This is a genomic window from Streptomyces hawaiiensis, assembly GCF_004803895.1.
GTDB classification, from domain to species: Bacteria; Actinomycetota; Actinomycetes; order Streptomycetales; family Streptomycetaceae; genus Streptomyces; species Streptomyces hawaiiensis.
This window is the reverse complement of sequence record NZ_CP021978.1, coordinates 7762462-7785668: the sequence shown is the minus strand read 5'-3', so window position 1 is coordinate 7785668 and position 23207 is coordinate 7762462. Positions and strand designations below refer to the sequence as shown.

Below are 23207 nucleotides of genomic sequence, written 5' to 3'. Positions count from 1 at the left end.
GGTCACCTCCGGGTCGCCGTGCGCTGGACCCACAGATTGATGAGAACGGCGCCAAGGAGCATCACGCCGAGGAAGGCCTTGAACCAGTCGGGGTTCCAGCCGGCGTAGACGATGCCCTGCTGCACCATGCCGAACATGAAGGCGCCGAAGACCGGGCCGATCGCCGAGCCGTAGCCGCCGGTGAGCAGACAGCCGCCGATGACGGCCGCGGCGATGTAGATGAGCTCCTGGCCCACGCCCTCGCCGGACTGCACGGTGTTGAAGGAGAACAGCTGGTGCATACCGACGAACCAGGCGCCGAAGCCGACCAGCATGAACAACGAGATCTTGGTGAAGGTCACGGGCACACCGACGGCCCGCGCGGAGTCCTTGTTGCCGCCGACGGCGAAGATCCAGTTGCCGTACTTGGTGCGCAGCAGCACCCAGGTCGCCAGGGCCGCGAAGGCCAGCCACCACACGACGGTGATCTTGACGTTGACCCCGCCGACGGTGAAGGTCGAGGCGAAGAGCTTCTGCGCCTGGCCGAAGCCGTCCATGTCGCTGATGTCGTCGGTGGCGACGTTGCCGGTGACCAGCTTGGTGATCGCGAGGTTCACGCCCTGGAGGATCAGGAAGGTGCCCAGGGTGACCAGGAAGCTCGGCAGGCCGGTCTTGACCAGCAGCCAGCCGTTGAAGGCGCCGATGGCGAGCGACACGAGCAGGGCGACGATCACGCCGACCCAGACGTTCATGGTCAGCTGGTAGCTGAGCATGGACGCGGTCAGCGCCGAGGTGATCACGGCGACACCGGCGGACAGGTCGAACTCGCCGCCGATCATCAGCAGGGCCACGGGCAGCGCCATGATCCCGATGGTCGACGACTGGTACAGGATGTTCGCCATCGAGCTGCCGTCGCGCACCGGCGGCGCGGCGAACAGGAAGAACACGAGCACGGCGACGGCCCCGAGGAAGACGCCGACCTCGGGCCGGGCCAGCAGCCGCAGCGCCAGCGGGCGCTGCCGCGTCCGGCCGTCGGACTGCTTGGGGCCGGGGGCCGGCGGTGTGTCAACCGCCGGCGCAGCCTGTTGGGTCATGCTCATCACCGGGTGCCCTTCGCGGCGAACTCCCCGATCTTGTCGACGTTGGACTTGTCGACGAAGGCCGGGCCGGTCAGCACAGGCTGCTCGCCGCCGCCGCTGTAGTTGCCGTTGTTCTTGTAGAGCCACAGGCCGTCGACGGCCAGGTAGCCCTGGAGGTAGGGCTGCTGATCGACGGCGAACTGGATGTCGCCGGCTTTGATGGACTTGATCAGGTCCTTGTTGAGGTCGAAGGTGGCGACCTTCGCCTTGCTGCCGGCGTCGCCGACCGACTGCACCGCCGTCAGCGCGAAGGGGGCGCCGAGGGTGACGACGTAGTCGATGGACGGGTCCTGCTTCAGCTTGGCGGTGATCGTCGACTTCACGGACGGCATGTCGGTGCCGTTGACGTTCTGCGGGTCGACCTTGCCGTCGAAGGTCTTCGCCACGCCGTCGCAGCGCTGGGTGAGGCCGACGTTGCCCTGCTCCTGCATGACGCAGAGGACCTTCTTGGCGCCGACCTCGTTGAGCTTCTTGCCGAAGGCCTCGCCCGCCACGGACTCGTCCTGGCCGAAGAACTCCAGCAGGTTGAGGTTCTTCCAGTCGCTCAGGCCGGAGTTGAGTCCGACCACGGGTATGCCGGACTTCTCGGCCTTGCCTATGACGCCCTTGAGGGCGTCCGGCTTGGCGAGGGTGACGGCGATGCCGTCGACCTTCTGGTCGATCGCGTTCTGGATCAGGTTGGCCTGGTTGCCCGCGTTCGGGTCGGCCGAGTAGATGAGCTTGATGTTGTCCTTGGCGGCGGCGGCCTCGGCGCCCTTGCGGACGGTGTCCCAGAACGTGTCGCCGGGCGCCTGGTGGGTGACCAGCGCGACGGTCATGCGGGGCGTGGTCGCCTTGCCGGCGGACGCGTCCGCGGCGCCTTCCTCGGACTTCTTGCCTCCGGAACTGCTGGAGCAGCCGGCGAGGGTCAGGGCCGCTGCCGCGGCCACGGCGACGACGGGCGCGAACCTGCGAGAGCGGGGGTGGGAAGAGCGGTCCATCTTTCCTGGCACCTCACTGTGCTACTGCGGGGGAAAGGAGGGGATCACGAAGGGATCCGTGGTCCCGGAGCCTTACGGAGTCCGGATCATGATGCCGCAAACCGACTGTTGCGATGGCACGGGATACAAGTCCCTGCCGCGCCCGCTGTCAATACTTTGTTAGGACATCATTTCACGAGCAGGTCCGAATGTAAGTACAAACTATTGACAGCGCCGCCCTCCGAGACCTACACCTGGGGGGCGGCAGGTCCCGTGGATCCACGCCCCCCACCGTGGCAGGGCGCCCCAGGACCCGCATCCCCAGCTTCCCGAGGAGGTCGCGCATGGCCGAGCCAGCCCAGTATTTCGATGTGATCACGATGGGCCGCATCGGGGTCGACCTCTACCCCCTGCAGACCGGCGTCCCCCTGGAGCGAGTGGAGACGTTCGGGAAATTCCTGGGAGGTTCCGCGGCCAATGTGGCGGTCGCCGCGGCCCGCCTGGGACGCCGTACGGCGGTGATCACGCGCACCGGCGACGACCCCTTCGGCACGTACCTGCACGAGGAGCTGAAGGGCTTCGGCGTCGACGACCGCTGGGTCACCCCGGTCGGCGCGTACCCGACGCCGGTCACGTTCTGCGAGATCTTCCCGCCGGACGACTTCCCGCTGTACTTCTACCGCCGTCCCAAGGCGCCGGACCTGGAGATCCACACCGACGAGCTGGACTTCTTCGCCATCCGCGGGGCCAGCATCTTCTGGATCACCGGCACCGGCCTGAGCGAGGAGCCCAGCCGCTCCGCCACGCTCGCCGCCCTCAAGGCCCGCGACAAGTCGGGCACCACCGTCTTCGACCTCGACTGGCGGCCGATGTTCTGGCGCGACCCCGAGGAGGCCCGCCCGTACTACCGCGAGGCCCTGCGGCACGCCACGGTCGCCGTCGGCAACCTCGACGAGTGCGAGATCGCCACCGGTGTGCGCGAGCCGCAGGCCTGCGCGGAGGCGCTGCTGGAGGCCGGTGTGGAGCTGGCCGTCGTCAAGCAGGGCCCCAAGGGTGTGCTGGCGGTGCACCGCGACGGCGCCCGGGCCGAGGTGCCGCCGGTGCCGGTCGAGGTGGTCAACGGCCTGGGCGCGGGCGACGCCTTCGGCGGCTCGCTCTGCCACGGCCTGCTCGCCGGCTGGGACCTGGAGCGGATCATGCGCCACGCCAACGCCGCCGGCGCCCTCGTCGCCTCCCGCCTCGCCTGCTCCTCCGCGATGCCCACCGAGTCCGAGGTCGAGGACCTCCTCGCCGGGGTGCCGTCGCCGAGCACCAGCCACTGAAACGGAGCCTTCCTTGAACATCGGCATCCCCGACCTCACCACGGTCCGAGCCCGCAACCCCGAGGCCGTCGCCGAGGCGGCGGCCCGCCGGGTGCGGCGCCCGCTGCTCGGTACAAGCGGGCGTCTGATGATCGTGGCCGCCGACCACCCGGCGCGCGGCGCCCTCGGGGTCGGCGACCGGCGCCTGGCCATGGCCAACCGCGCGGACCTGCTTCAGCGGCTGTGCATCGCGCTGTCGCGGCCCGGCGTCGACGGGGTGCTCGCCACCGCCGACATCCTGGAGGACCTGCTCCTGCTCGGGGTGCTGGAGAACAAGGTCGTCATGGGCTCGATGAACCGCGGAGGCCTGGCCGGCGCCGCCTTCGAGATGGACGACCGCTTCACCGGCCACCGCGCCGAGGACATCGCCCGGCTCCGCTTCGACGCCGGCAAGCTGCTGGTCCGCATCGACTACGACGACCCGGGCTCGCTGACCACACTGGAGTCCACCGCGCGGGCGATCGACGCCATGGCGGCCCACCGGCTGCCCCTGTTCGTCGAGCCGTTCCTCTCCCGGCGCGTCGACGGCAAGGTCCGCAACGACCTGTCCGCCGAGGCCGTCACCCGGTCCATCGCGATCGCCTCGGGCCTGGGCGGCACCTCCGCCTACACCTGGCTGAAGCTGCCCGTCACCGACGACCCGGACGACATGGCCGAGGTCCTTGAGACCTCCACACTGCCCGTCGTCCTGCTCGGCGGCGAGGTCGGCGACGACCAGGAGGGCGCCTACGAACGCTGGCGCAAGGCCCTGCGGCTGCCCGCCGTCCAGGGCATGGTCGTCGGACGGTCGCTGCTCTACCCGGCCGGGGGCAGCGTGGAAGAGGCCGTGGACACGGCCGTCGGTCTGCTGTGATCCGGAGGATGCAATGACGTACCACCTTCCCGCCGGCAAGGCCCTCGGCGGCCCCTACGCCGTCGACGTCACGCCCGAGAAGGCGGGCTGGGGCCATTCCAGCCTGCGGATCCTGGAGTTGCCGCCGGGCGGCGCGCACTCCTTCGACACCGGTGACAGCGAGTGGATCGTCGTGCCGCTGAGCGGCGGCTGCACGGTCGCCGCGGCGGACGACTTCGGCCAGGAGACCTTCGAACTCCAGGGCCGCGCCGACGTGTTCAGCGGCGTCAGCGACTTCGCGTACCTCCCGCGCGACGCCCGCGCGAGCGTGACGTCCGCCGGGGGCGGCCGGTTCGCGCTGACCGGCGCGCGCTGCACCCGCCGGCTGCCCGCCCGCTACGGCCCGGCCTCCGAGGTACCGGTGGAGCTGCGGGGCACCGGGAACTGCTCCCGGCAGGTCAACAACTTCGGCGCGGCCGGGGTCTTCGAGTGCGACAAGCTCATCGCGGTCGAGGTGATCACCCCGGGCGGCAACTGGTCGTCGTTCCCGCCGCACAAGCACGACGAGCACCGGCCGGGCGAGGAGTCCGTGCTGGAGGAGATCTACTACTTCGAGTTCGCCGGCCACGACGGCATCCCCGGCCTCGGCTACCAGCGCGTCTCCCCGTCCGGCCCGGGCCGCGACACCGACGTGCTGGCCGAGGTCCGCGACGGTGACGTCGTCCTGATCCCGGACGGCTGGCACGGGCCGTCGATGGCCACGCCCGGCCACCACATGTACTACCTCAACGTCATGGCGGGCCCGCAGGCCGAGCGCGCCTGGCTGATCTGCGACCACCCCGACCACGCCTGGGTCCGCGACACCTGGCCGAACCAGCCGGTCGACCCCCGGCTCCCCCTCTACACCGCCCCGGAGACCTCCGTATGAGCGCCCCCACCCGCCGACTGACGACCGCCCAGGCCCTGGTGCGGTTCCTGTCCGCCCAGTACACCGAGCGGGACGGCGTGCGCCGTCGGCTGATCGCCGGGACCTGGGGCATCTTCGGCCACGGCAACGTCGCCGGGGTCGGCCAGGCGCTCCTGGAGGCGGGTGAGGCGGCCATGCCGTTCCACCAGGGCCGCAACGAGCAGTCCATGGTGCACGCGGCCGTCGGCTACGCCCGGCAGCTCAACCGCCTGTCCGCGCAGGCGGTGACGACCTCGATCGGCCCGGGCGCCACCAACCTGGTCACCGGCGCGGCCCTGGCGACGATCAACCGGCTGCCGGTGCTGCTCCTGCCCGGCGACTACTTCGCCTCGCACGCCCCCGACCCGCTGCTCCAGCAGCTGGAGCACCCCGTCGAGGCCGACGTGTCGGTCAACGACACCCTGCGCCCGGTGTCGAGGTACTTCGACCGCGTCACCCGCCCCGAGGCGCTGATCCCCTCGGCGCTCCAGGCGATGCGCGTGCTGGCCGACCCGGCCGAGACCGGCGCCGTCACCCTCGCCCTGCCGCAGGACGTGCAGGCGGAGGCGTACGACTGGCCGGAGGAGTTCTTCGCCGAGCGCGTCTGGTACGTACGGCGCCCCGCGCCGGACCCGGTCGAGCTGGCCGCCGCCGTCGAGGCGATCCGGTCGGCCGAGCGGCCGCTGATCGTGGCGGGCGGCGGCGTCCACCACAGCGAGGCCGAGGACGCGCTGAAGGCGTTCGTGGAGGCCACCGGCGTCCCGGTCGCCTCCACCCAGGCCGGCAAGGGCTCCCTGCGCCACGACCACCCCGCCGACCTCGGCGGCATCGGCCACACCGGCACGGCGGTCAGCGACGCACTCGCCCGCACCGCCGACCTGGTGATCGGCGTCGGCACCCGCTACACCGACTTCACCACCGCCTCCGGCACGCTCTTCCAGAACCCGGAGGTGCGGTTCCTCAACCTCAACATCACCGGCTTCGACGCGCACAAGCTCTCCGCGCGCACGCTGGTCTGCGACGCGCGGGCAGGGCTGGAGAAGCTGGCCGAGGGGCTGTCCGGACACCGCGTGTCCGAGGCGTACGAGGCCGAGTACCGCGGCGGCAAGGAGCGCTGGGACGAGGTCGTCGAGGCCGCCTACCGGGCCGCCGACGAGAACGCGGTCCCGACCCAGACGCAGGTGCTCGGCGCGCTGGACGCCGCCGTAGGCGACGACGACGTGGTGATCAACGCGGCCGGCTCGCTCCCCGGCGACCTGCACAAGCTGTGGCGCTCGCGCAGCCCGCGCCAGTACCACCTGGAGTACGGCTACTCCTGCATGGGCTACGAGATCCCGGCCGGCATCGGCGTCCAGCAGGCCGCCCCGGGCACCCCGGTGTGGGCGCTGGTCGGCGACGGCACCTACCTGATGATGCCGACGGAGATCGTCACGGCCGTCCAGGAGCGCCTGCCGGTCAACATCGTCCTCCTCCAGAACCACGGCTACGCCTCCATCGGCGGTCTGTCGGAGGAGACCGGCGGCGAGCGGTTCGGCACCGCCTACCGCTTCCGCGCCGCCGACGGCACGTTCACCGGCGCCCCGCTCCCGGTCGACCTCGCCGCCAACGCGGCCAGCCTCGGCATGGACGTCCTGCGCGCCAAGACCGTGCGCGAGCTGCGCGAGGCCCTGGCCGCGGCCCGCGCCTCCGACCGGCCGACGTGCGTGTACGTCGAGACCGACCCGGCCCCGACCGCTCCCCCGGCCGAGGCCTGGTGGGACGTACCGGTGGCCGAGACCGCCTCCCGCGAGGCGGCCGTCGCGGCCCGCGAGCGCTACGACCGCCAGGTGGCCGGACGCCGCCGCCACCTCTGACCCTCCCCGCCGCTGCTGAACTCAGGCTTCACGAAAGGCCCTTGCGCACCATGAAGACCATCACCCACTGGATCGACGGCAAGCCCGTCGAGAGCACCTCCGGCCGGTTCGGCCCCGTCTACAACCCGGCGACCGGCGCCCAGGACAAGCAGGTCGCGTTCGCGTCCGTCGACGAGGTCGATGCCGCGGTCGCCTCCGCCAAGGCCGCCTTCGACAGCTGGGGCCAGTCCTCCCTGGCCAAGCGCACGGCGATCCTGTTCAAGTACCGCGAGCTGCTGGACGCCCACCGCGACGAGATCGCCGAACTGATCACCGCCGAGCACGGCAAGGTGCACTCCGACGCGCTCGGCGAGGTCGCGCGCGGCATGGAGATCGTGGAACTCGCGTGCGGCATCTCCGTCCAGCTCAAGGGCGAGCTGTCCACCCAGGTCTCCACCCGGGTCGACGTCGCCTCGATCCGCCAGCCGCTGGGCGTCGTCGCGGGCATCACGCCGTTCAACTTCCCGGCGATGGTGCCGATGTGGATGTTCCCGCTGGCCATCGCCTGCGGCAACACGTTCGTGCTGAAGCCGTCGGAGAAGGACCCGTCGGCCTCCCTGCGCCTGGCCGAGCTGGCCACCGAGGCTGGCCTGCCGGAGGGCGTCCTGAACATCGTGCAGGGCGACAAGACGGCCGTGGACCGCATCCTGGAGCACCCCGACATCGAGGCGGTGTCCTTCGTCGGCTCGACGCCGATCGCCAAGTACATCCAGCGAGCGGCCGTCGAGCACGGCAAGCGGGTGCAGGCCCTGGGCGGCGCCAAGAACCACATGCTGGTGCTGCCCGACGCCGACCTGGAACTCGCCGCCGACCAGGCGATCAACGCCGCGTACGGCTCGGCGGGCGAGCGCTGCATGGCCGTGTCGGTGGTCGTGGCCGTCGGCGACATCGGTGACGAGCTGGTCGGAAAGATCGCCGAGCGCGCGAAGAACCTGAAGATCGGCCCCGGCAACGACCCGACGTCCGAGATGGGCCCGCTGATCACCCGCGAGCACCGCGACAAGGTGGCGTCGTACGTGTCCTCGGCCGCCGAGCAGGGCGCCGAGGTCGTCGTCGACGGCACGGGCTTCTCGGTCGACGGCCACGAGAACGGCTTCTTCCTCGGCGTCTCCCTGCTGGACCGGGTGCCGCTGACGGCGGACGCCTACCAGGACGAGATCTTCGGCCCGGTGCTGGCGGTCGTACGGACGGAGACGTACGAGGAGGCCATCCAGCTGATCAACTCCTCCCGCTGGGGCAACGGCACCGCGATCTTCACCCGGGACGGCGGCGCGGCCCGCCGCTTCCAGCTGGAGGTCAAGGCGGGCATGGTCGGCGTCAACGTGCCGATCCCGGTCCCGGTCGGCTACCACTCCTTCGGCGGCTGGAAGGACTCCCTCTTCGGCGACCTGCACGTCTACGGCAACGACGGCATCGCCTTCTACACCCAGGGCAAGGTCATCACCACGCGCTGGCCGGACCCGGCCGACGGCGGCATCAACCTCGGTTTCCCGAGCAACTCCTGACATCCAGAGGGGGGTCATCCATGGCGAAGACCGCCGGCCGGGCCCGTACCACGGCCGCCTCCGCGCTCGGCTCGCTGGACTTCGCCCTGGACCGGGGCAGTCCGGTGCCGCTGTACCACCAGCTCGCACAGCAGCTGGAGGCGGCGATCGGGCGCGGGGTCCTCGCCCCGGGGAACCTCCTGGGCAACGAGGTCGACCTGTCCGTGCGCCTCGGCCTGTCCCGCCCCACCGTCCGCCAGGCCATCCAGTCCCTCGTCGACAAGGGGCTGCTGGTCCGGCGGCGCGGGGTGGGCACGCAGGTGGTGCACAGCCAGGTCAGGCGCCCCCTGGAACTGAGCAGCCTCTACGACGACCTCGAGGCGGCCGGGCAGGCACCGGCCACCGAGGTCGTGCGCCACGAGGTCGTCGCCGCGGCCTGCGACGTGGCCGCCGCCCTCGGCGTGCCGGAGGGCAGCGAGGTGACCGTCCTGGACCGGCTGCGCCGCACACACGGCCGGCCGGTGGCGCTGCTGTGCAACTACCTGCCGGTGTCGCTGCTGGACCTGGACAGCGCCCGCCTGGAGTCGACCGGCCTGTACCGCATGATGCGCTCGGCGGGCATCACCCTGCACAGCGCCCGCCAGACCATCGGCGCCCGCGCTGCGACCGCCGGGGAGGCGTCGCGCCTGGACGAGCGGGAGGGGGCGGCGCTGCTCACGATGCGGCGCACGGCGTACGACGACACGGGGCGTCCGGTCGAGTACGGAACGCACATCTACCGGGCCTCGCTCTACACGTTCGACTTCCAGTTGCTGGTCCGGCCCTGACCCGACCCGAAGGTTGGGTGCCGAGTCGTACATATACACCGTAAACATACGGTTTCCAACGACACCCGACGCGGGAGTCCAGGCATGGCCCGCAGGAACCAGTTGCCGGCCTCTCGAGGAACCGGATCCTCGTGGGCACCCTCGACGGTCCTCGTCACCGGCGGGGCCGGTTTCATCGGCAGCCACACCTGCGTGGAACTGCTGGACCACGGCTACGAAGTGATCGTGGTCGACGACTACTCCAACAGCAAACCGCAGGTCTTCGCCCGGGTGGAACGGATCGCCGGCCGCTTCGTCGGCGCCGTCTACGAGCTGGACATCCGTGATCGGCACGCCCTCTCGGCCGTCTTCGACCGACACTCCGTGGACGCCGTCGTGCACTCATGCAGGTGTACAACCTGGGTGTGGGCGCGGGCAGTTCGGTCCTCGACGTCATCGGCGCGTTCCCCCAGGCCTGCGGCAGGCCCATCCCGTACGCCGTCGAGGCTCGCCGCCCCGGGGACGTCGCCGAGCTGGTCGCCGACGCCGCGGCCGTGGAGCGCGCCTGGGGCTGGCACCCCACCAGGGATCTCGCCGAGGTGTGCCGGGACGCCTGGCGCTTCCAGCGGCTCAACCCGCACGGTTCGCGGTACCGCACGGTCGAAGTGGCGGGGCCCGGGGCAGCACAGGTGCGCGTTGCCGCTGCTCGCCACGCGTCTGCCGGCGGTCCCGCTGGCCCAGCGGCCCGCCGCGGTCCTGCGCGTCACGAAAGGGTGCTGACCCTGCTGCGCGGCGCCGGTTTCGACGAGGCGGCCACGGCCGACGTGTTCCGCGCCTTCACGGCCTGGCTGCTGGGCTACGTGTCCGTGGAGCTGCGCCCGGTGGTGGACCAACCCGACCGAGACCGACCCGGCCTTCCGCCTCGGGCTGCACCGGCTGTCCGCGAAGGAGCTGCCGATGCTGCGCAAGACGGCGGCGGCGCTCGCCGAGCGGGGCGGCCCGGAGGGCCTCGCGGCCGGGCCGGGCGCCCTGCTCGACGGCTTCTCTAGCCGCCTTTCCGCAGCATCCGGCTGAACGGCGTGTCCGGCCGCTCCAGGCGCTCGCCGTCCAGCGTGATGTCGACGACCTCGTTGAAGAAGGCGACGCGTCCCTGGATCGCCGCCACCGCGGGCAGCGGCTCGGGATAGGTCCACACGAGGTTGGGCGGCACGCCGGCCCCTCCGCGCCAGGACCAGTACGCGGCGGTGCCCTTGTAGGGGCAGCCGGTGTGGTGGTCGGTGGCGTCGAACAGGTCCAGCCGGACGTCCTCGCGGGGGAGGTAGTACCGGGCGGGCAGGGAGGTCTCGAAGAGCAGGACGGGGGCGTGGCTGTCCGCGACGACCTGCCCGTCGATCTCGACCTGCACGTGCCGGCTGCTCGGCAGCGCGTCGACGCGTTTGTGCGGGTCACGGGGGTGGATGAAGATCTCCTCGTCCTCCTCGTACCAGTGGTCGAGGCCCGTGTCGGTGCGCAGGAACCACGCGAAGGCGATGTGGCCGGCCAGGTCGTCGGCGGGGAACGTCCAGGCCGCGTTCTCGCGCACCTCGCCGCCGGCGTCGAGGTCGTAGAAGATCCGGGAGCCGGTGTGGGGGCCCGTGGGCGGGCTCTTGGCCGGGCGGAGGAGGTCGGTGCGGACGTCCTCGCGCGGGAAGACGTACTGCGGCACGGGCAGGTGGGGTTCCCAGACGAGCACCGGGTGGCGGCTGTCGACGACGGTGACGTCGCCCTTGCGGCCGCGCACCCAGCGTTCGCTGGGCTCCCACATGAGACCTTCCGGGGTGGTTCTGATCGAGCGGGCGGCGGGGTGGGCCGGGTGGGTGGTCATGGCCGGTGCTCCTTCCGGAGGTCCGGATGCCGTCCCCTCCACGGTCCCACGGTGTCAGTGCGCCGCGTCCAGCCGGGCGCGCTGCTCCGATGTCAGTTCCAGGTCCACCGCGGCCAGGTTCTCCTCCAGCTGGGCCGGTGAGGAGACCCCGGCCAGCGGCAGGACGGGCGGTTCGCCGCCGATCTGCCAGGCGAGCACGACCTGGTTGACGGTCGCGCCGGTCTCCCGGGCCACGTCCCGCAGTACCGCCAGCCGGGCCGGGGTGCCGGGGTGGTCGAAGCCGGCGGGCAGCCGCTCCGGGCGGCTGTAGGCGCCCTTCAGCAGCGGGGAGTACGCGACCAGGGTCAGGCCGGGCTCGGCCCTCAGGTAGCCGAGCAGGTCGGGGCCGGCGTGTCCGAGGCTGCCGTCCGGGAAGAGGGCGCCGGGGACGTCGGTGCGGGGGCGCAGGTGGGTGTGCGCGTACTGGAGGACCTCGTAGCCGGGCAGTCCGGCCGCGGCGGCGAGGGCCCGGGCCCGCTCCACACGCCAGACGGCGTGGTTGCTCACGCCGAGCAGTCCGACGGTGCCCTCGGCGACCAGGGCGGCGAAGGCCTCGACGGTCTCCTGGAGGGGGACGGTGTGGTCCTCGATGTGCGCGTACAGCAGGTCCAGTTTCGTCAGGCCGAGCCGTTCGCGGCTGCGTTCGGCGGACTCGCGGATCACCTTCGCGGACAGGCCCTCGGGGTTGTCGGTGTAGCTGGTGCCGGGAGCAAGGGGGCGGGCGCCGAGCTTGGTCGCGATGACGATCTCGTCGCCGACGCCGCGGCTGCGCCGCCAGCGGCCGAGGAGCTCCTCGCTCTGGCCGCCCTGGCCGCCGTCGGCCCAGAAGGCGTAGTTGTCGGAGGTGTCGATGAGGTTCCCGCCGGCTTCGACGTAGCGGTCGAGCAGGGCGAAGGACGTCGCCTCGTCCGTCACCGAGCCGAACAGCATCGCGCCGAGCGCGAGGACACTCACCTCGCGGCGGGTCGTGGGGTCCGTGCCGATCGTGCGGTACTTCATGGCTGTCGCTCCCTCCGGCGGGCCCCGGGGTTCGGGGTACGGAGGGAGTCTTCAGCTTGGAGTGCTCTCGAGGTCAAGGGCACCGCCTCGCTGTCAGGCTCCCCGCGCCTCGGCGCCACCACCTTGCCGACTCCTCCCAGCGCCTGGGCAGCCCTGTGGGAGATGCGCCAAAGCTGCCCCTGAGGGTTGCTGACGTAGATCCTGGCCGTTGGGGAGGTCCAGGGCGAGGCCCTCGCAGCTCCCGAGACCGGTGGCCACGACGCGCTGCGCGCCGTCGGTCAGGGTGACCTCGTACAGGCGCCCGCCCGAGTGGTCGATGGTGTATGCCTTGCCGGTGCCGTCGAGTAACAGGCGCGCGGTGCTCGCCCCGGCGAAGCCGGCCACCACGCGGTGGGTTCCGTCGGCGAGATCCACCTCGAACACCTGGCCGCCGCCTTCCCGCCGGCCGACGTACGCCTTGCCCGCGCCGTCCAGCGCCACCCCGGAGATACCGCCCGGGAGGCCGGTGGCGACCGTCTTCTTGTCTCCGGTACGCAGATCGACCGCGAACAGCCGCCCGTCGATCCAGTTGGCGACGTACGCCGTGCCCGCGCCGTCCAGCGCGACACCGTACGCGCCCGGGACGCCGGCGAGCGGGCAGCCGCCCCGGGAATGGCCAGAGGCCGTGCCGGTTGGTACCGACACGGCCTCTGGCCTACTGCTTCACCGTCGGGACGACAGGATTTGAACCTGCGACCCCTTGACCCCCAGTCAAGTGCGCTACCAAGCTGCGCCACGTCCCGGTGCGCGCCACCCGCGGTGAACCGCGTGATCGCGCGAACAGCACTTTACCCCACACCCCCGGCCGCGCCGAAAGCGGGCCGGGCGGGACAATCGGCGTATGGGCAGCACAGGAGAGACCTACCCGGGCCGGCCGGGCGACGCACGGGACCGCGACAGTGAGGGGCGGGCGCGCAACGCCCGGCCCCGGGACGGTCTCGGGCGGCCCCTGCCGTACGGCGCGGACGGCGTGCCCCGGCAGCCCGAGGGCGTCGTCCGTACCCCGGAGGAGACCGTCGCGGAGGCGCAGCGGCTGCTGGACGAGGGCAAGCCGTTCCACGCGCACGAGGTCTTCGAGGACGCGTGGAAGTCGGGGCCCGACCAGGAGCGCGAGCTGTGGCGCGGCCTCGCGCAGCTCGCCGTGGGGCTCACGCACGCCGCTCGCGGCAATCTGGCGGGCGGGGCCCGGCTCCTGCGGCGCGGGGCGGGCGCGGCCGAGGCCTGGGTGTCCGGCGCCGGGCGGGCAGTGCCGCACGGGATCGACATCGCGGGCGTGTCCGCGTGGGCGCGGGAGCTGGCCGGGGAAGTGGAGCGCAGCGGCCGGCCGGTGGACGCGGGGGCGCGGGCGCCGCGGCTGCGGGGCCCGGCAGCGGGGCGCTGAGCCGGGACACGGTGCCCCAGCCGTTCACCGCTACGGCAAGCGGTGCCGGGCGCTCCCCCGAGACGCCCGGGGTCCGGCGGTCCGGCCTCGATGCACGCCCGGGACCGCCCGGAACCGTCCCGCCACCGCCCCAGGACGAGGCGCCGGGCCGTCGACCGCCGACCGCCGACGCGGCCAGCGCTCCCCCACCCGACCGCGGTGAACCCGCCCGGACCCCCGTGCGGCAGACTCGGGGCGTGCGAAAGATTCATGTCATCGGTATCGGCGCGGGCGACCCCGACCAGCTCACCCTCCAGGCCGTCAGGGCGCTACGGAGCACGGACGTGTTCTTCATCCTGGAGAAGGGCGAGGTGAAGGCGGATCTCACCGGGCTGCGCCGGGACTTGCTCGACGCGCACGTACCGCAGGGGACGTACCGCGTCGTCGAGGCGCGTGACCCGGAGCGGGACCGCAGTGCCGGCGGCGCGGCGTACTCCCCGGCCGTCGGTGACTGGCGCAGCGCCCGGGCCGAGATCTACGAGCGGCTGATCGCGGAGGAGCTGGGCGAGGAGCAGACCGGCGCGTTCCTGGTGTGGGGCGACCCGTCGCTGTACGACAGCACGCTGGGGATCCTGGAGGAGGTGCTGGAGCGGGGCGCCGTGGCGTTCGAGTACGACGTCGTGCCCGGCATCAGCAGCGTCTCGGCGCTCGTCGCCCGGCACCGCACGGGCCTCAACCGCGTAGCGCGGCCGGTGCAGATCACCACCGGCCGGCGGCTGGCGGAGGGGTTCCCGGAGGGCGTGGACGACGTGGTGGTGATGCTCGACGCCCACCAGACCTTCCGGCAGTACGCGCAGGAGGACGTCGACATCTACTGGGGCGCCTACATCGGCACCCCGGACGAGATCCTCGTCTCCGGCCCGATCGCCGAGGCCGCCCCCCGCATCGAGCGGTTGCGGGCCGAGGCCCGCGAGCGCAAGGGCTGGATCATGGACACGTATCTGCTGCGGCGGCACCCCCGCAACTGAGGGGACTGGTGGGCACATCGCCGGGCACCCGTGCGGACGTTCTGGCATGCGCACGTAGCCCACAGCTGTGAAGGTGACGACGTGACCGTCGTGGAGGAAACCGCCCCGCCCGCCTCCCAGCCGCCGGTGCTGGACTCCCGTCGACGCAACGTCGTCTTCGTGACGATCATGCTGGGCATGCTGCTCGCGGCCCTCGACCAGACCATCGTCGGCACCGCCCTGCCGACCATCGTGTCGGACCTGGGCGGGGCCGAGCACATGTCGTGGGTGGTCACGTCGTACCTCCTCGCGGAGACCGTCGCGACCGTGCTGGTCGGCAAGTTCGGCGACCTGTTCGGCCGCAAGGCGGTCTTCCAGGTCTCGGCCGTCGTGTTCATCACGGGTTCGTTCCTGTGCGGCCTGGCCACCGACATGTCGCTGCTGATCACCTGGCGGGCGATGCAGGGCATCGGCGCGGGCGGGCTGATGGTCACCTCGATGGCGCTGATCGCCGACGTGATCCCGCTGCGCGAGCGCGGCAAGTACCAGGGCGCGATCGGCGCGGTGTTCGGGGTGGCCACCGTCATCGGGCCGCTGCTGGGCGGGTTGTTCACCGACCATCTGACGTGGCGGTGGGCGTTCTACGTCAACGTCCCCATCGCGATCGTGGTCGTCGTGGCGGCGGCCAGGACCATCCCGGTGGTGAAGTCGGCCGCCCGGCCCGTCATCGACTACCTGGGGATCGCGCTCGTCGCCGTCGGCGCCAGCGCCCTGATCCTGGCGACGAGTTGGGGCGGCAACGAGTACGCGTGGGGCTCGGGGGTGATCATCGGGCTGTTCGTGGGCGGCGTCCTCGCGCTCGCGCTGTTCTGCCGGGTGGAGATGCGGGCACGCGAACCGATGCTGCCCATGCGGCTGTTCGCGAACCCGGTGTTCACCGTCTGCTCGGTGCTGAGCTTCATCGTCGGCTTCGCGATGCTCGGCGCCTTGACGTACCTGCCGACCTATCTCCAGTACGTCGACGGCGACTCGGCCACGATCTCGGGTGTGCGGACGCTGCCGATGGTGGCGGGGCTGCTCATCGCGTCGGTCTTCAGCGGCAACGTGGTCAGCAAGACCGGGCGGTACCGGATCTTCCCGATCGTCGGCGCGCTGGTGATGGGGGCCGGCCTGTTCCTGATGTCCCTCATGGGGCCGGGCACGGGCTCGTGGCTGGAGTCCCTGTACATGTTCGTGCTGGGCAGCGGTATCGGCCTGTGCATGCAGGTGCTGACGATCGCGGTGCAGAACACCGTCGACTACGCCGACCTGGGCACCGCGACCTCCGGCGTGACCTTCTTCCGCACGCTGGGCAGCTCGTTCGGCACGGCCGTGTTCGGCACGATCTACACCCACGCGCTGGCGCCCAACCTGAGCGACGGGGTGGCGCAGGCGGCGCGGACGGGTGATCTGGATCCGGCCACCCTCAGCCGGGCGGCGACGAGTCCGGAAGGCGTGCACGAGCTGCCGTCGGCCGTGGCCGCCCCGATCGTCGGCGCCTACGCCGACACGATCCAGACCGTGTTCCTGTGGACGGTGCCGGTCGCCGCACTGGGCTTCCTGGTAGCCCTGTTCCTCAAGCAGGTCCGGCTGCGCGACACGGCGCGGACGGGGTCGACCGACATGGGCGAGGGGTTCGGCTCGCCGAGCGGCGCGGACTCCCGGCGGGTGCTGGAGGCCGCCGTCGGCAAGATCATCGGCGGTACGGATCTGGACACCGCGCGGCGGATCGTCCTGGAGTCGGACACTCGGCTCGACGTGGCCGGAGCGTGGGCGGTGATGCAGGTCGAGCTGTTCACGCGCATGGTCGGTCATGCGAGCCTCGGGCTGATCGCCGCGCGGCGGCGGTTGCCTCCGGAGGTACTGCTGCCGGTCTTCGAGCGGATGGTCGAGGAAGGGTTCCTGGCCCGCGACGGCTCCCTGCTCTCCCACACCGAGGCGGGCGCACGCGAGGCCGCGGTCCTCACCCGGGCCTGGGCCGACTGGCTGGAGGACCGGCTGGGGCCGGACATCGGCCGCCCCTCGGACAGCGACCTGCGCGTGGCGGTCGACGCGATCGCGAAACGGCTGCTGGTGGAGGACCTGAGCCATGGGCTGCCGGGCAGTCCGGCGAAGTCCCTCACGGCCGGCTCGGTGTGAGCGCCCTACCCGAGCCCCAGCCGTTCCAGCACGCCCTCCACATCCGCTACCGCCGTCACGCCGTCCGGCAGCGGCGGCCGCCGTACGACCACGACGGGCAGTCCGAGGCCCCGGGCCGCGGTCAGTTTGGCCGCCGTCGCCGCTCCCCCGCTGTCCTTGGTCACCAGGACGTCGACACGGTGCTCGCGCAGCAGGGCCGTCTCGCCGGGGACGGTGAACGGGCCGCGGGCGAGCAGTACATGGGTGTCGGGCGGCATCGGCGGCTCGGGGGGATCCACCGACCGCACGACGAAGTGGAGGCGCGTCAGGTGGGCGAAGGAGGCCAGGCCGAGGCGCCCGGTGGTGAGGAGCACCCGACGGCCGAGACGCGGAAGCAGATCGGCGGCCGCGTCCAGTGAGGGGGCCGGGTGCCAGTGGTCCCCGGGGCCGGGCCGCCACCCGGGGCGGCGGAGCACCACCGCGGGTACGCCGGTCTCGGTCGCGGCGCGGGCCGCGTTGGCCGTGACCGACTCGGCGAAGGGGTGCGTGGCGTCGACGAGCGCGTCCACGCCCTCCTCCCGCAGCCACCGGGCCAGTCCCCCGGCCCCGCCGAAGCCCCCGACGCGCACGTCCCCGTCGAGCGCCCCCGGCTTGGCCACGCGGCCCGCGAGGGACGTCGTGACGCGGACACCGGGGCGCCCGGACAGCGCGGCGGCCAGGGCACGGGCCTCGGTCGTGCCGCCGAGGATCAGAACGTGAGGGGACACGACGCAGAGCGTACGAGGTCCGTACGGCGCGCGCCGGAACGGGTACCGACCGGCAAGCGGCCCCCCGGGCTCCCTGTCGGCGCGCGACGGGACGGGTACCGACGGGAAGCGCGGCTCCCGTACGACGACTCCCGTACGACGACTCCCGTACGACCGATGCGAAGGGGTCCGACCGGCGAGCGCGGCTCCCTGGGCTCCCTATCGGCGCCAGACGGCTACAGGTACCCGACCGGCCAGCGCGGCTCCCCTACTACCGACTCCCGGACGACCGATGCCGGGAGGGGTCCGACCGGCGAGCGCGGCTCCCTGGGCCCCCTACGGCCGACGCCGGGACGTTGCCGACCGGCGAGCGCCGCTCGCGATGGCTATCGTCCTGGCATGGAGTCCGTGCGTGCCGTGCTCGTGGACATCGACGGGGTGCTCACCGTCTCGTGGCGGCCGTTGCCCGGGGCCGTCGAGGCGTTGCGGGAGGTCCGGGAGGCCGGGTTCGCCGTCCTGCTGGTCACCAACACCACCTCCCGCACCCGGGCGTCGATCGCCGGGACGCTGGCGGAGGAGGGGTTCCCGGTGTCCGCCGAGGACATCCTGACCGCGCCCGCCGCCACCGCCGCCTACCTCGCCGAGCACTGCCCCGGAGCCCGGTGCGCCCTGCTGAACAGCGGCGACATCGCGGAGGACCTCGACGGTGTCACCGTCGTGGAGGCGGGCGACACCGGACGCGTGCCGGATGTCGTCCTGGTCGGCGGGGCCGGCCCCGAGTTCGGTTACGCGGCACTCGACCGGGCCTTCGGGCATCTGCAGCGCGGGGCCCGGCTGGTGGCGATGCACCGCAACCTGTACTGGCGTACGGCCGAGGGGCTGCGGCTGGACTCCGGGGCGTTCCTGGCCGGGCTGGAGCGGGCCGCGCGGGTGGAGGCGGAGATCACCGGGAAACCGGCGCGGGCGTTCTTCGAGTCGGCGCTCGCCCGCCTGGGCGTCGGTGCGGACGAGGCGGTGATGGTCGGGGACGACGTCGAGTCCGACGTGCTGGCGGCGCAATGGGCCGGCGTCACCGGGGTGCTCGTGCGGACCGGGAAGTTCCAGCCGGAGACGCTGCGGGCCGCCGACGGCACGCCCGACCACGTGATCGACTCCTTCGCGGACCTGCCGGCGCTGCTGCGGGAGTCAGCGCAGCAGTAGTTGCAGGCCGCCCACGACGGTCGCCGCGATGACGAGCCGCTCGAACAGCCGCTGGTTGATCCTGTGCACGGCCCACTTGCCGAACAGCGCGCCGGGCACGACGAACGCCACGAGCGCCAGGTCGAGGAGCAGCGAGCGGCCGTCGATCAGGCCGAGGCCCGCGCTGAAGGGCAGCTTGGAGACGTTGACGATCAGGAAGAAGAAGGCCGAGGTGCCGAGGAAGCCGAGCTTGCGGAAGCCCGCGGACAGCAGGTACATCGACATCACGGGGCCGCCCGCGTTGGCGACCATGGTGGTGAAGCCGCCGAGGACGCCGTAGGAGCGGGCTTTGAGGCGGCCCGGGCGGGTGGTGACCGACTCCGGCTCCTCCCCCGTCTCGGCCGTCCGCCTGCGCCACACCGTCACGGCCGCCATCAGCAGCAGGATCGCGCCGATCGAGGTCCGTACGATCGCGTCGTCCGCCCAGACCAGGAACACCGTGCCGACGACGACGCCCGCGGCGACCGCCGGGAACAGCCGCCACAGTGTGGGCCAGTGGGCGTGCCGCCGGTAGGTGGCGACGGCCAGGAGGTCTCCGGCGATCAGGATCGGCAGCAGCACGCCGGTGGAGGCGCGGGCGGGCAGCACCGCCGCGAAGATGGCGAGACTGACCGTGTTGGCCCCGCTCACCGCGGTCTTCGAGAAACCGACGAGCAGGGCCGCGAAGGCGAGGGCGGCGAACTCCCAGCCGGTGATGTGCCAGAGCGTCATGGTGTTCATGCGAACACTGATGCTATGTGCAACGAACGGGTGCTCGTAAGCGCCGTCTCGCCTGGTGGGCCCGCCGATGCCGCCAGGTCGGCTGGGCCCGGCCCGCCAGGTCGGCTGAGTCCGTCAGGGCCGTTCGACGAGAACCGCGCTCCCCTGTCCCACCCCGACGCACATCGTGGCGAGCCCCCGCCCCGCGCCCGTGCGCCGCATCCGGTGGAGCAGCGTGGTCAGGATGCGGGCGCCGGAGCAGCCCAGGGGGTGGCCGAGGGCGATGGCGCCGCCGCTGGGGTTGACCAGGTCGGGGTCGATGCCGAGCTGGTCCACGCAGGCCAGGGCCTGGGCGGCGAAGGCCTCGTTGAACTCGGCCTCCTCCAGGTCGCCGACGCTCCAGCCGGCGCGGGTCAGCACCTTGCGGGTGGCGGGGACGGGGCCGACGCCCATGACGTCGGGGTGGACGCCGGCGGAGGCGCCGGCGACGTAACGGCCCAGCGACTCCAGGCCCAGGTCGTTCAGGGCCTCCTCGCTGACGAGGAGGAGGCCGGCGGCCCCGTCGTTCATCGGCGAGGCGTTGCCCGCGGTGACCGTGCCGCCGTCGCGGAAGACCGGCTTCAGCCGGGACAGCTTCTCGTGCGAGGTGTCCTCGCGGACGCATTCGTCGGTGTCGACGACCACGCCGTCGGGGCGCTCCACGGGCAGGAGTTCGTCGTCGAAGTGGCCGTATCTGCGGGCCAGGGCGGCACGCTGGTGGCTGCGCAGGGCGAAGTCGTCCTGGCGTTCGCGCGAGATGCCGTACCGCGTGGCGACCTCCTCGGCCGTCTCGCCCATGGCCAGCAGCCCGTGCAGCTCGCGCATCGCCGGGTTGACCAGGCGCCAGCCGAGGCGGGTGTCGGCGGTCTCCATGCGGTGCGGCAGGGCCTCGTCGGGGCGGGGCAGGACGAAGGGGGCGCGGCTCATCGACTCGGAGCCGCCCGCGATCACGATGTCGGCCTCGCCGGCGGCGATGGTGCGGGCGGCGGTGGTCACGGCCTCCAGGCCCGAGGCGCAGAGGCGGTTGACGGTGGCGCCGGGCACCGAGTCGGGGAGGCCGGCGAGCAGCGCGGCCATGCGGGCGACGTTGCGGTTGTCCTCGCCGGCCTGGTTGGCGGCGCCCCAGTAGACGTCGTCGATCCGGGCGGGGTCCAGCGCGGGCACGCCGGTGACCAGGGCGCGGACGACGGTCGCCGCGAGGTCGTCGGGCCGTATCGAGGAGAGGGATCCCCGCAGTTTGCCGATGGGGGTGCGGCGGGCGGCCGCGAAGTGGACGGGACGCACGAGAGGCTCCTCACACCGCGGATAATTAGCACTGCTAGTTTCGGACTATAGACCCCCGCCGTGCCACCTGTGAAGATTCTGCGTCTTCCGGGACTCTCCACAGGTCATATCGCAGGCCGGACGACCCTCATGCGACGCGTTTGCACCAGGGCGCCCAGGGCACCCGCGCGTTCATGGAGTGGTTGCGGAGCGCCGCCTGCGTGGACGAGGACCCCGAGCTGTTCTTTCCCGTCGGCACCGCCGGCCCCGCCCTGCGTGACGTGAGCGCCGCGAAGCGGATCTGCGCGCGCTGCCCGGTGACCGACCAGTGCCTGAGCTTCGCGCTGGGCAGCGGTCAGGCCTCGGGCGTGTGGGGCGGCACCGGCGAGGAGGAGCGCGACGCACTGCTCCGGACGACCAGGAACGACGCGAGAAGGAGAAGTGCCCTATGACGGCTGTGAGGAGCACACTGCCCGACGACGCCCGCAAGGTCTCCTGCGAGGCACTCCAGGACACCCTGGTGGATCTGCTCGGGCTCTCGCTGGTCGGGAAGCAGGCGCACTGGAACGTCGTCGGACCCCGGTTCCGGTCCATCCACCTCCAGCTCGACGAGGTGGTCACGGCGACGCGGGACTTCGCCGACACGGTCGCGGAGCGGTCCGCGGCGCTCGGCGTCCCGCCGGACGGCCGGCCGGAGACCATCGCCAAGGCCTTCACGCTGCCCGCCCCGCAGGAGGGCTGGGTGCGCGACTCCGACGCCGTGCAGGTGATGGTGGACGCGCTGCAGGAAGCGGTGGGCCGACTGCGCGAGCGCATCGACGCGACGGAGAAGGCGGACCCGGTCACCCAGGACCTGCTGATCAGCATCACCGCGGAGCTGGAGAAGCAGCGGTGGATGTTCGACGCGGAGAACTTCCCCCGCTGACCCGCGAGGGAACGGCGCAGAGCATCCGACGTACGTACGGAAGGGGCAGACGATGACCGACGCCCTCGAACTCGACGCGCTGTGGGAGGACTTCCACCGCGTGGTGAACATGACCTCGCAGGAACTCGCGGCCTGGCTGCGGGTCCGCGACGCCGACGAGGCCACCGAGCCGCTGCCGGACCAGGCGGGCTCGGCCACCGGGCAGCACGTCCTGGCGATCCTCCAGAAGCGGCGCACCGACCTGACCGAGGACGACCTGCGCGTGATGCGGAAGGTCGTGGACACGGTCACCGACCAGGTGGACCTGGAGAACGAGCCCGAGCCCGAGGTGACGGCCGAGGACACCCGACGCCGGCACCGGCTGATGACGGTCGGGCACGACCCGCTGAAGGGGTAGGCCGTGGACCGCCCGGAGCGCGTCGTACGGGAACTCGTCGGCGCGCACGGCCGGACGTACGCCGAGGAGGCGGGCATCGGGCTGAAGGACACCCCACAGCCGCTGTACCGGCTGCTGGTGCTGTCCCATCTGCTCAGTGCCCGCATCCGCGGCTCGGTCGCGCTGGCCACCGCCCGTGCCCTGCACGAGGCGGGGCTGCGCGATCCGCACCGCATGGCACGGGCCGGCCGGCAGCAGCGGGTCGACGCGCTCGGCCGGGGCGGCTACCGCCGCTATGACGAACGTACGGCCACGCAACTCGGCGACGCCGCCGAGCTCCTGAACGAACGGTGGGGCGGCGATCTGCGGCGGCTGCGCCGGGAGGCGGACGGCAAGGTCTCCGAACTGCGCCGTCTCCTCCAGGAGTTCCCCGGGATGGGTCCTGCCGGAGCCGGCATCTTCCTGCGCGAGGCGCAGGGCGTCTGGCCGGAGGCGGCCCCCTGCCTCGACGCCAAGGCCCTCCAGGGCGCCGAGCGGCTGGACCTGCCGCAGGACCCCGAGCGCCTCACCGCACTGGCCGGGGACACCGACCCGGCCGTCCTCGCCGCCGCGCTGGTGCGGGCGGCGGTGGACAAGAACGTCGTGGAGGACACGCTGCGGCGTGCCGGGTGACCGGCCGTCTCCCGGCGGTGGCCCAGCGGTCGCGGCCCGTCGGCGATCACCGCGCCGACGTGGACGCCGTGCTGACCGCGGAGGACTCCGACGAGGAGGACCGCCGCATCGCCCCGCACAGCGCCGGCAGGACCACCACCCGCCCGACCCGCCTGGTCTAGGACCTCCTGCCCACGGCCCGCCACAGCGCCCCGCCCTGGCCGACGCGGACGTCGACCGCCCGCCTGCCCCGCCTGGTCGAGGACCTCCTGCCCACCCGCCGTGGCGAGTCCACGCTCCAGCGCGACGGGCTCGCACTGCGCCTGGCGGTGCTGTCGGCGCTGCGCGCCCTCGTGCCCGCCACAGCGCCCCGCCCTGGCCGACGCGGACGTCGATCTGGCGGCGG

23 protein-coding genes, 1 tRNA gene and 2 pseudogenes are annotated in these 23207 nt (G+C 72.4%); 17 read left to right on the top strand and 9 right to left on the bottom strand.

Going from position 1 to position 23207, the window contains the following annotated elements; all coding sequences use genetic code 11:
- Nucleotides 1–2: 2 nt before the first annotated feature.
- Both CEB94_RS35560 and CEB94_RS35555 read right to left on the bottom strand, forming a co-directional pair.
- Entirely contained in the window at nt 3–1079 is a 1077-nt protein-coding gene (locus CEB94_RS35560; protein WP_175436054.1) for an ABC transporter permease, read from the bottom strand.
- Nucleotides 1079–2098: a sugar ABC transporter substrate-binding protein gene (locus CEB94_RS35555; RefSeq protein ID WP_175436053.1), complete on the bottom strand. Its 1020-nt coding sequence runs from the start codon at nt 2096–2098 to the stop codon at nt 1079–1081. The genes CEB94_RS35560 and CEB94_RS35555 overlap by 1 nt, the downstream gene beginning before the upstream one ends.
- Before the next feature lie 323 nt (nt 2099–2421).
- Here CEB94_RS35555 and iolC point away from each other — a divergent pair, with 323 nt between their 5' ends.
- The 8 genes and pseudogenes from iolC to CEB94_RS35515 all read left to right on the top strand — a co-directional run.
- A complete protein-coding gene (gene iolC / locus CEB94_RS35550) occupies nt 2422–3399 on the top strand; it encodes a 5-dehydro-2-deoxygluconokinase (RefSeq protein ID WP_175436052.1) in 978 nt (325 codons plus the stop codon).
- A 13-nt stretch (nt 3400–3412) separates the two neighbouring features.
- Nucleotides 3413–4291 carry a Cgl0159 family (beta/alpha)8-fold protein gene (locus CEB94_RS35545; protein ID WP_175436051.1) on the top strand — a complete coding sequence of 293 codons (879 nt, stop codon included), beginning with the start codon at nt 3413–3415 and terminating at the stop codon, nt 4289–4291.
- A gap of 13 nt (nt 4292–4304) precedes the next feature.
- Nucleotides 4305–5198 carry a 5-deoxy-glucuronate isomerase gene (gene iolB, locus CEB94_RS35540; RefSeq protein WP_175436050.1) on the top strand — a complete coding sequence of 298 codons (894 nt, stop codon included), beginning with the start codon at nt 4305–4307 and terminating at the stop codon, nt 5196–5198.
- Nucleotides 5195–7069 carry a 3D-(3,5/4)-trihydroxycyclohexane-1,2-dione acylhydrolase (decyclizing) gene (gene iolD, locus CEB94_RS35535; RefSeq protein WP_175436049.1) on the top strand — a complete coding sequence of 625 codons (1875 nt, stop codon included), beginning with the start codon at nt 5195–5197 and terminating at the stop codon, nt 7067–7069. The genes iolB and iolD overlap by 4 nt, the downstream gene beginning before the upstream one ends.
- A 50-nt stretch (nt 7070–7119) precedes the next feature.
- On the top strand, nt 7120–8613 hold the full coding sequence (locus CEB94_RS35530) for a CoA-acylating methylmalonate-semialdehyde dehydrogenase (protein WP_175436048.1): 1494 nt from the start codon (nt 7120–7122) through the stop codon (nt 8611–8613).
- 20 nt (nt 8614–8633) lie between these two features.
- A complete protein-coding gene (locus CEB94_RS35525) occupies nt 8634–9419 on the top strand; it encodes a GntR family transcriptional regulator (RefSeq protein WP_175436047.1) in 786 nt (261 codons plus the stop codon).
- A gap of 84 nt (nt 9420–9503) precedes the next feature.
- Nucleotides 9504–10042: pseudogene (locus CEB94_RS35520) on the top strand (SDR family NAD(P)-dependent oxidoreductase); the annotation flags it as partial.
- A gap of 40 nt (nt 10043–10082) precedes the next feature.
- Nucleotides 10083–10472: pseudogene (locus CEB94_RS35515) on the top strand (TetR/AcrR family transcriptional regulator); the annotation flags it as partial.
- Here the strand turns inward: CEB94_RS35515 and CEB94_RS35510 are convergent.
- The 4 genes from CEB94_RS35510 to CEB94_RS35495 all read right to left on the bottom strand — a co-directional run bounded on the left by CEB94_RS35510 (nt 10444) and on the right by CEB94_RS35495 (nt 13082).
- The gene (locus tag CEB94_RS35510) at nt 10444–11262 is read right to left on the bottom strand and encodes a DUF427 domain-containing protein (RefSeq protein WP_175436046.1); all 819 of its coding nucleotides are present in this window, start codon (nt 11260–11262) and stop codon (nt 10444–10446) included. The pseudogene CEB94_RS35515 and the gene CEB94_RS35510 sit on opposite strands and share 29 nt — an antisense overlap.
- Before the next feature lie 54 nt (nt 11263–11316).
- Nucleotides 11317–12300, bottom strand: coding sequence for an aldo/keto reductase (locus CEB94_RS35505; protein ID WP_175436045.1), 984 nt, complete (start codon nt 12298–12300; stop codon nt 11317–11319).
- 93 nt (nt 12301–12393) lie between these two features.
- Complete coding sequence (locus tag CEB94_RS35500; RefSeq protein WP_175436044.1) at nt 12394–12984, bottom strand: SMP-30/gluconolactonase/LRE family protein; 591 nt, start codon at nt 12982–12984, stop codon at nt 12394–12396.
- A gap of 24 nt (nt 12985–13008) precedes the next feature.
- Nucleotides 13009–13082: transfer RNA gene (locus CEB94_RS35495), tRNA-Pro, on the bottom strand.
- 98 nt (nt 13083–13180) lie between these two features.
- Here CEB94_RS35495 and CEB94_RS35490 point away from each other — a divergent pair.
- The 3 genes from CEB94_RS35490 to CEB94_RS35480 all read left to right on the top strand — a co-directional run bounded on the left by CEB94_RS35490 (nt 13181) and on the right by CEB94_RS35480 (nt 16884).
- Complete coding sequence (locus CEB94_RS35490; RefSeq protein ID WP_175436043.1) at nt 13181–13720, top strand: DUF309 domain-containing protein; 540 nt, start codon at nt 13181–13183, stop codon at nt 13718–13720.
- Nucleotides 13721–13956: 236 nt separating this feature from the next.
- Nucleotides 13957–14727: a precorrin-6A synthase (deacetylating) gene (cobF, locus tag CEB94_RS35485; protein WP_175436042.1), complete on the top strand. Its 771-nt coding sequence runs from the start codon at nt 13957–13959 to the stop codon at nt 14725–14727.
- A gap of 81 nt (nt 14728–14808) precedes the next feature.
- Nucleotides 14809–16884 carry an MDR family MFS transporter gene (locus CEB94_RS35480; RefSeq protein WP_175436041.1) on the top strand — a complete coding sequence of 692 codons (2076 nt, stop codon included), beginning with the start codon at nt 14809–14811 and terminating at the stop codon, nt 16882–16884.
- A gap of 5 nt (nt 16885–16889) precedes the next feature.
- Here CEB94_RS35480 and CEB94_RS35475 read toward each other — a convergent pair whose 3' ends face one another.
- A complete protein-coding gene (locus CEB94_RS35475) occupies nt 16890–17630 on the bottom strand; it encodes a cobalt-precorrin-6A reductase (protein ID WP_175436040.1) in 741 nt (246 codons plus the stop codon).
- 378 nt (nt 17631–18008) lie between these two features.
- On the opposite strand from CEB94_RS35475, the gene CEB94_RS35470 reads away from it, so the two are divergent.
- A complete protein-coding gene (locus CEB94_RS35470) occupies nt 18009–18809 on the top strand; it encodes an HAD-IIA family hydrolase (RefSeq protein WP_175436039.1) in 801 nt (266 codons plus the stop codon).
- Here CEB94_RS35470 and CEB94_RS35465 read toward each other — a convergent pair.
- Both CEB94_RS35465 and CEB94_RS35460 read right to left on the bottom strand, forming a co-directional pair.
- Nucleotides 18795–19568: a sulfite exporter TauE/SafE family protein gene (locus CEB94_RS35465; RefSeq protein ID WP_175436038.1), complete on the bottom strand. Its 774-nt coding sequence runs from the start codon at nt 19566–19568 to the stop codon at nt 18795–18797. The genes CEB94_RS35470 and CEB94_RS35465 overlap by 15 nt on opposite strands.
- A 114-nt stretch (nt 19569–19682) precedes the next feature.
- The gene (locus CEB94_RS35460; RefSeq protein WP_175436037.1) at nt 19683–20870 is read right to left on the bottom strand and encodes a thiolase family protein; all 1188 of its coding nucleotides are present in this window, start codon (nt 20868–20870) and stop codon (nt 19683–19685) included.
- A 173-nt stretch (nt 20871–21043) separates the two neighbouring features.
- Here CEB94_RS35460 and CEB94_RS35455 point away from each other — a divergent pair, with 173 nt between their 5' ends.
- Genes CEB94_RS35455 through CEB94_RS35435 form a run of 5 tightly spaced genes read left to right on the top strand, consistent with a single transcriptional unit; the run spans nt 21044 to nt 22983 of the window.
- Complete coding sequence (locus CEB94_RS35455) at nt 21044–21301, top strand: WhiB family transcriptional regulator (RefSeq protein WP_175436036.1); 258 nt, start codon at nt 21044–21046, stop codon at nt 21299–21301.
- Nucleotides 21298–21774: a Dps family protein gene (locus tag CEB94_RS35450; RefSeq protein ID WP_175436035.1), complete on the top strand. Its 477-nt coding sequence runs from the start codon at nt 21298–21300 to the stop codon at nt 21772–21774. Before CEB94_RS35455 ends, CEB94_RS35450 begins: the two co-directional genes overlap by 4 nt.
- Nucleotides 21775–21826: 52 nt before the next feature.
- Nucleotides 21827–22171, top strand: coding sequence for a DUF3140 domain-containing protein (locus CEB94_RS35445; protein ID WP_175436034.1), 345 nt, complete (start codon nt 21827–21829; stop codon nt 22169–22171).
- Between the two features lie 3 nt (nt 22172–22174).
- The gene (locus tag CEB94_RS35440; RefSeq protein ID WP_175436033.1) at nt 22175–22822 is read left to right on the top strand and encodes an HhH-GDP family DNA glycosylase; all 648 of its coding nucleotides are present in this window, start codon (nt 22175–22177) and stop codon (nt 22820–22822) included.
- A complete protein-coding gene (locus CEB94_RS35435; protein WP_175436032.1) occupies nt 22819–22983 on the top strand; it encodes a hypothetical protein in 165 nt (54 codons plus the stop codon). Before CEB94_RS35440 ends, CEB94_RS35435 begins: the two co-directional genes overlap by 4 nt.
- Nucleotides 22984–23207: the final 224 nt, after the last annotated feature.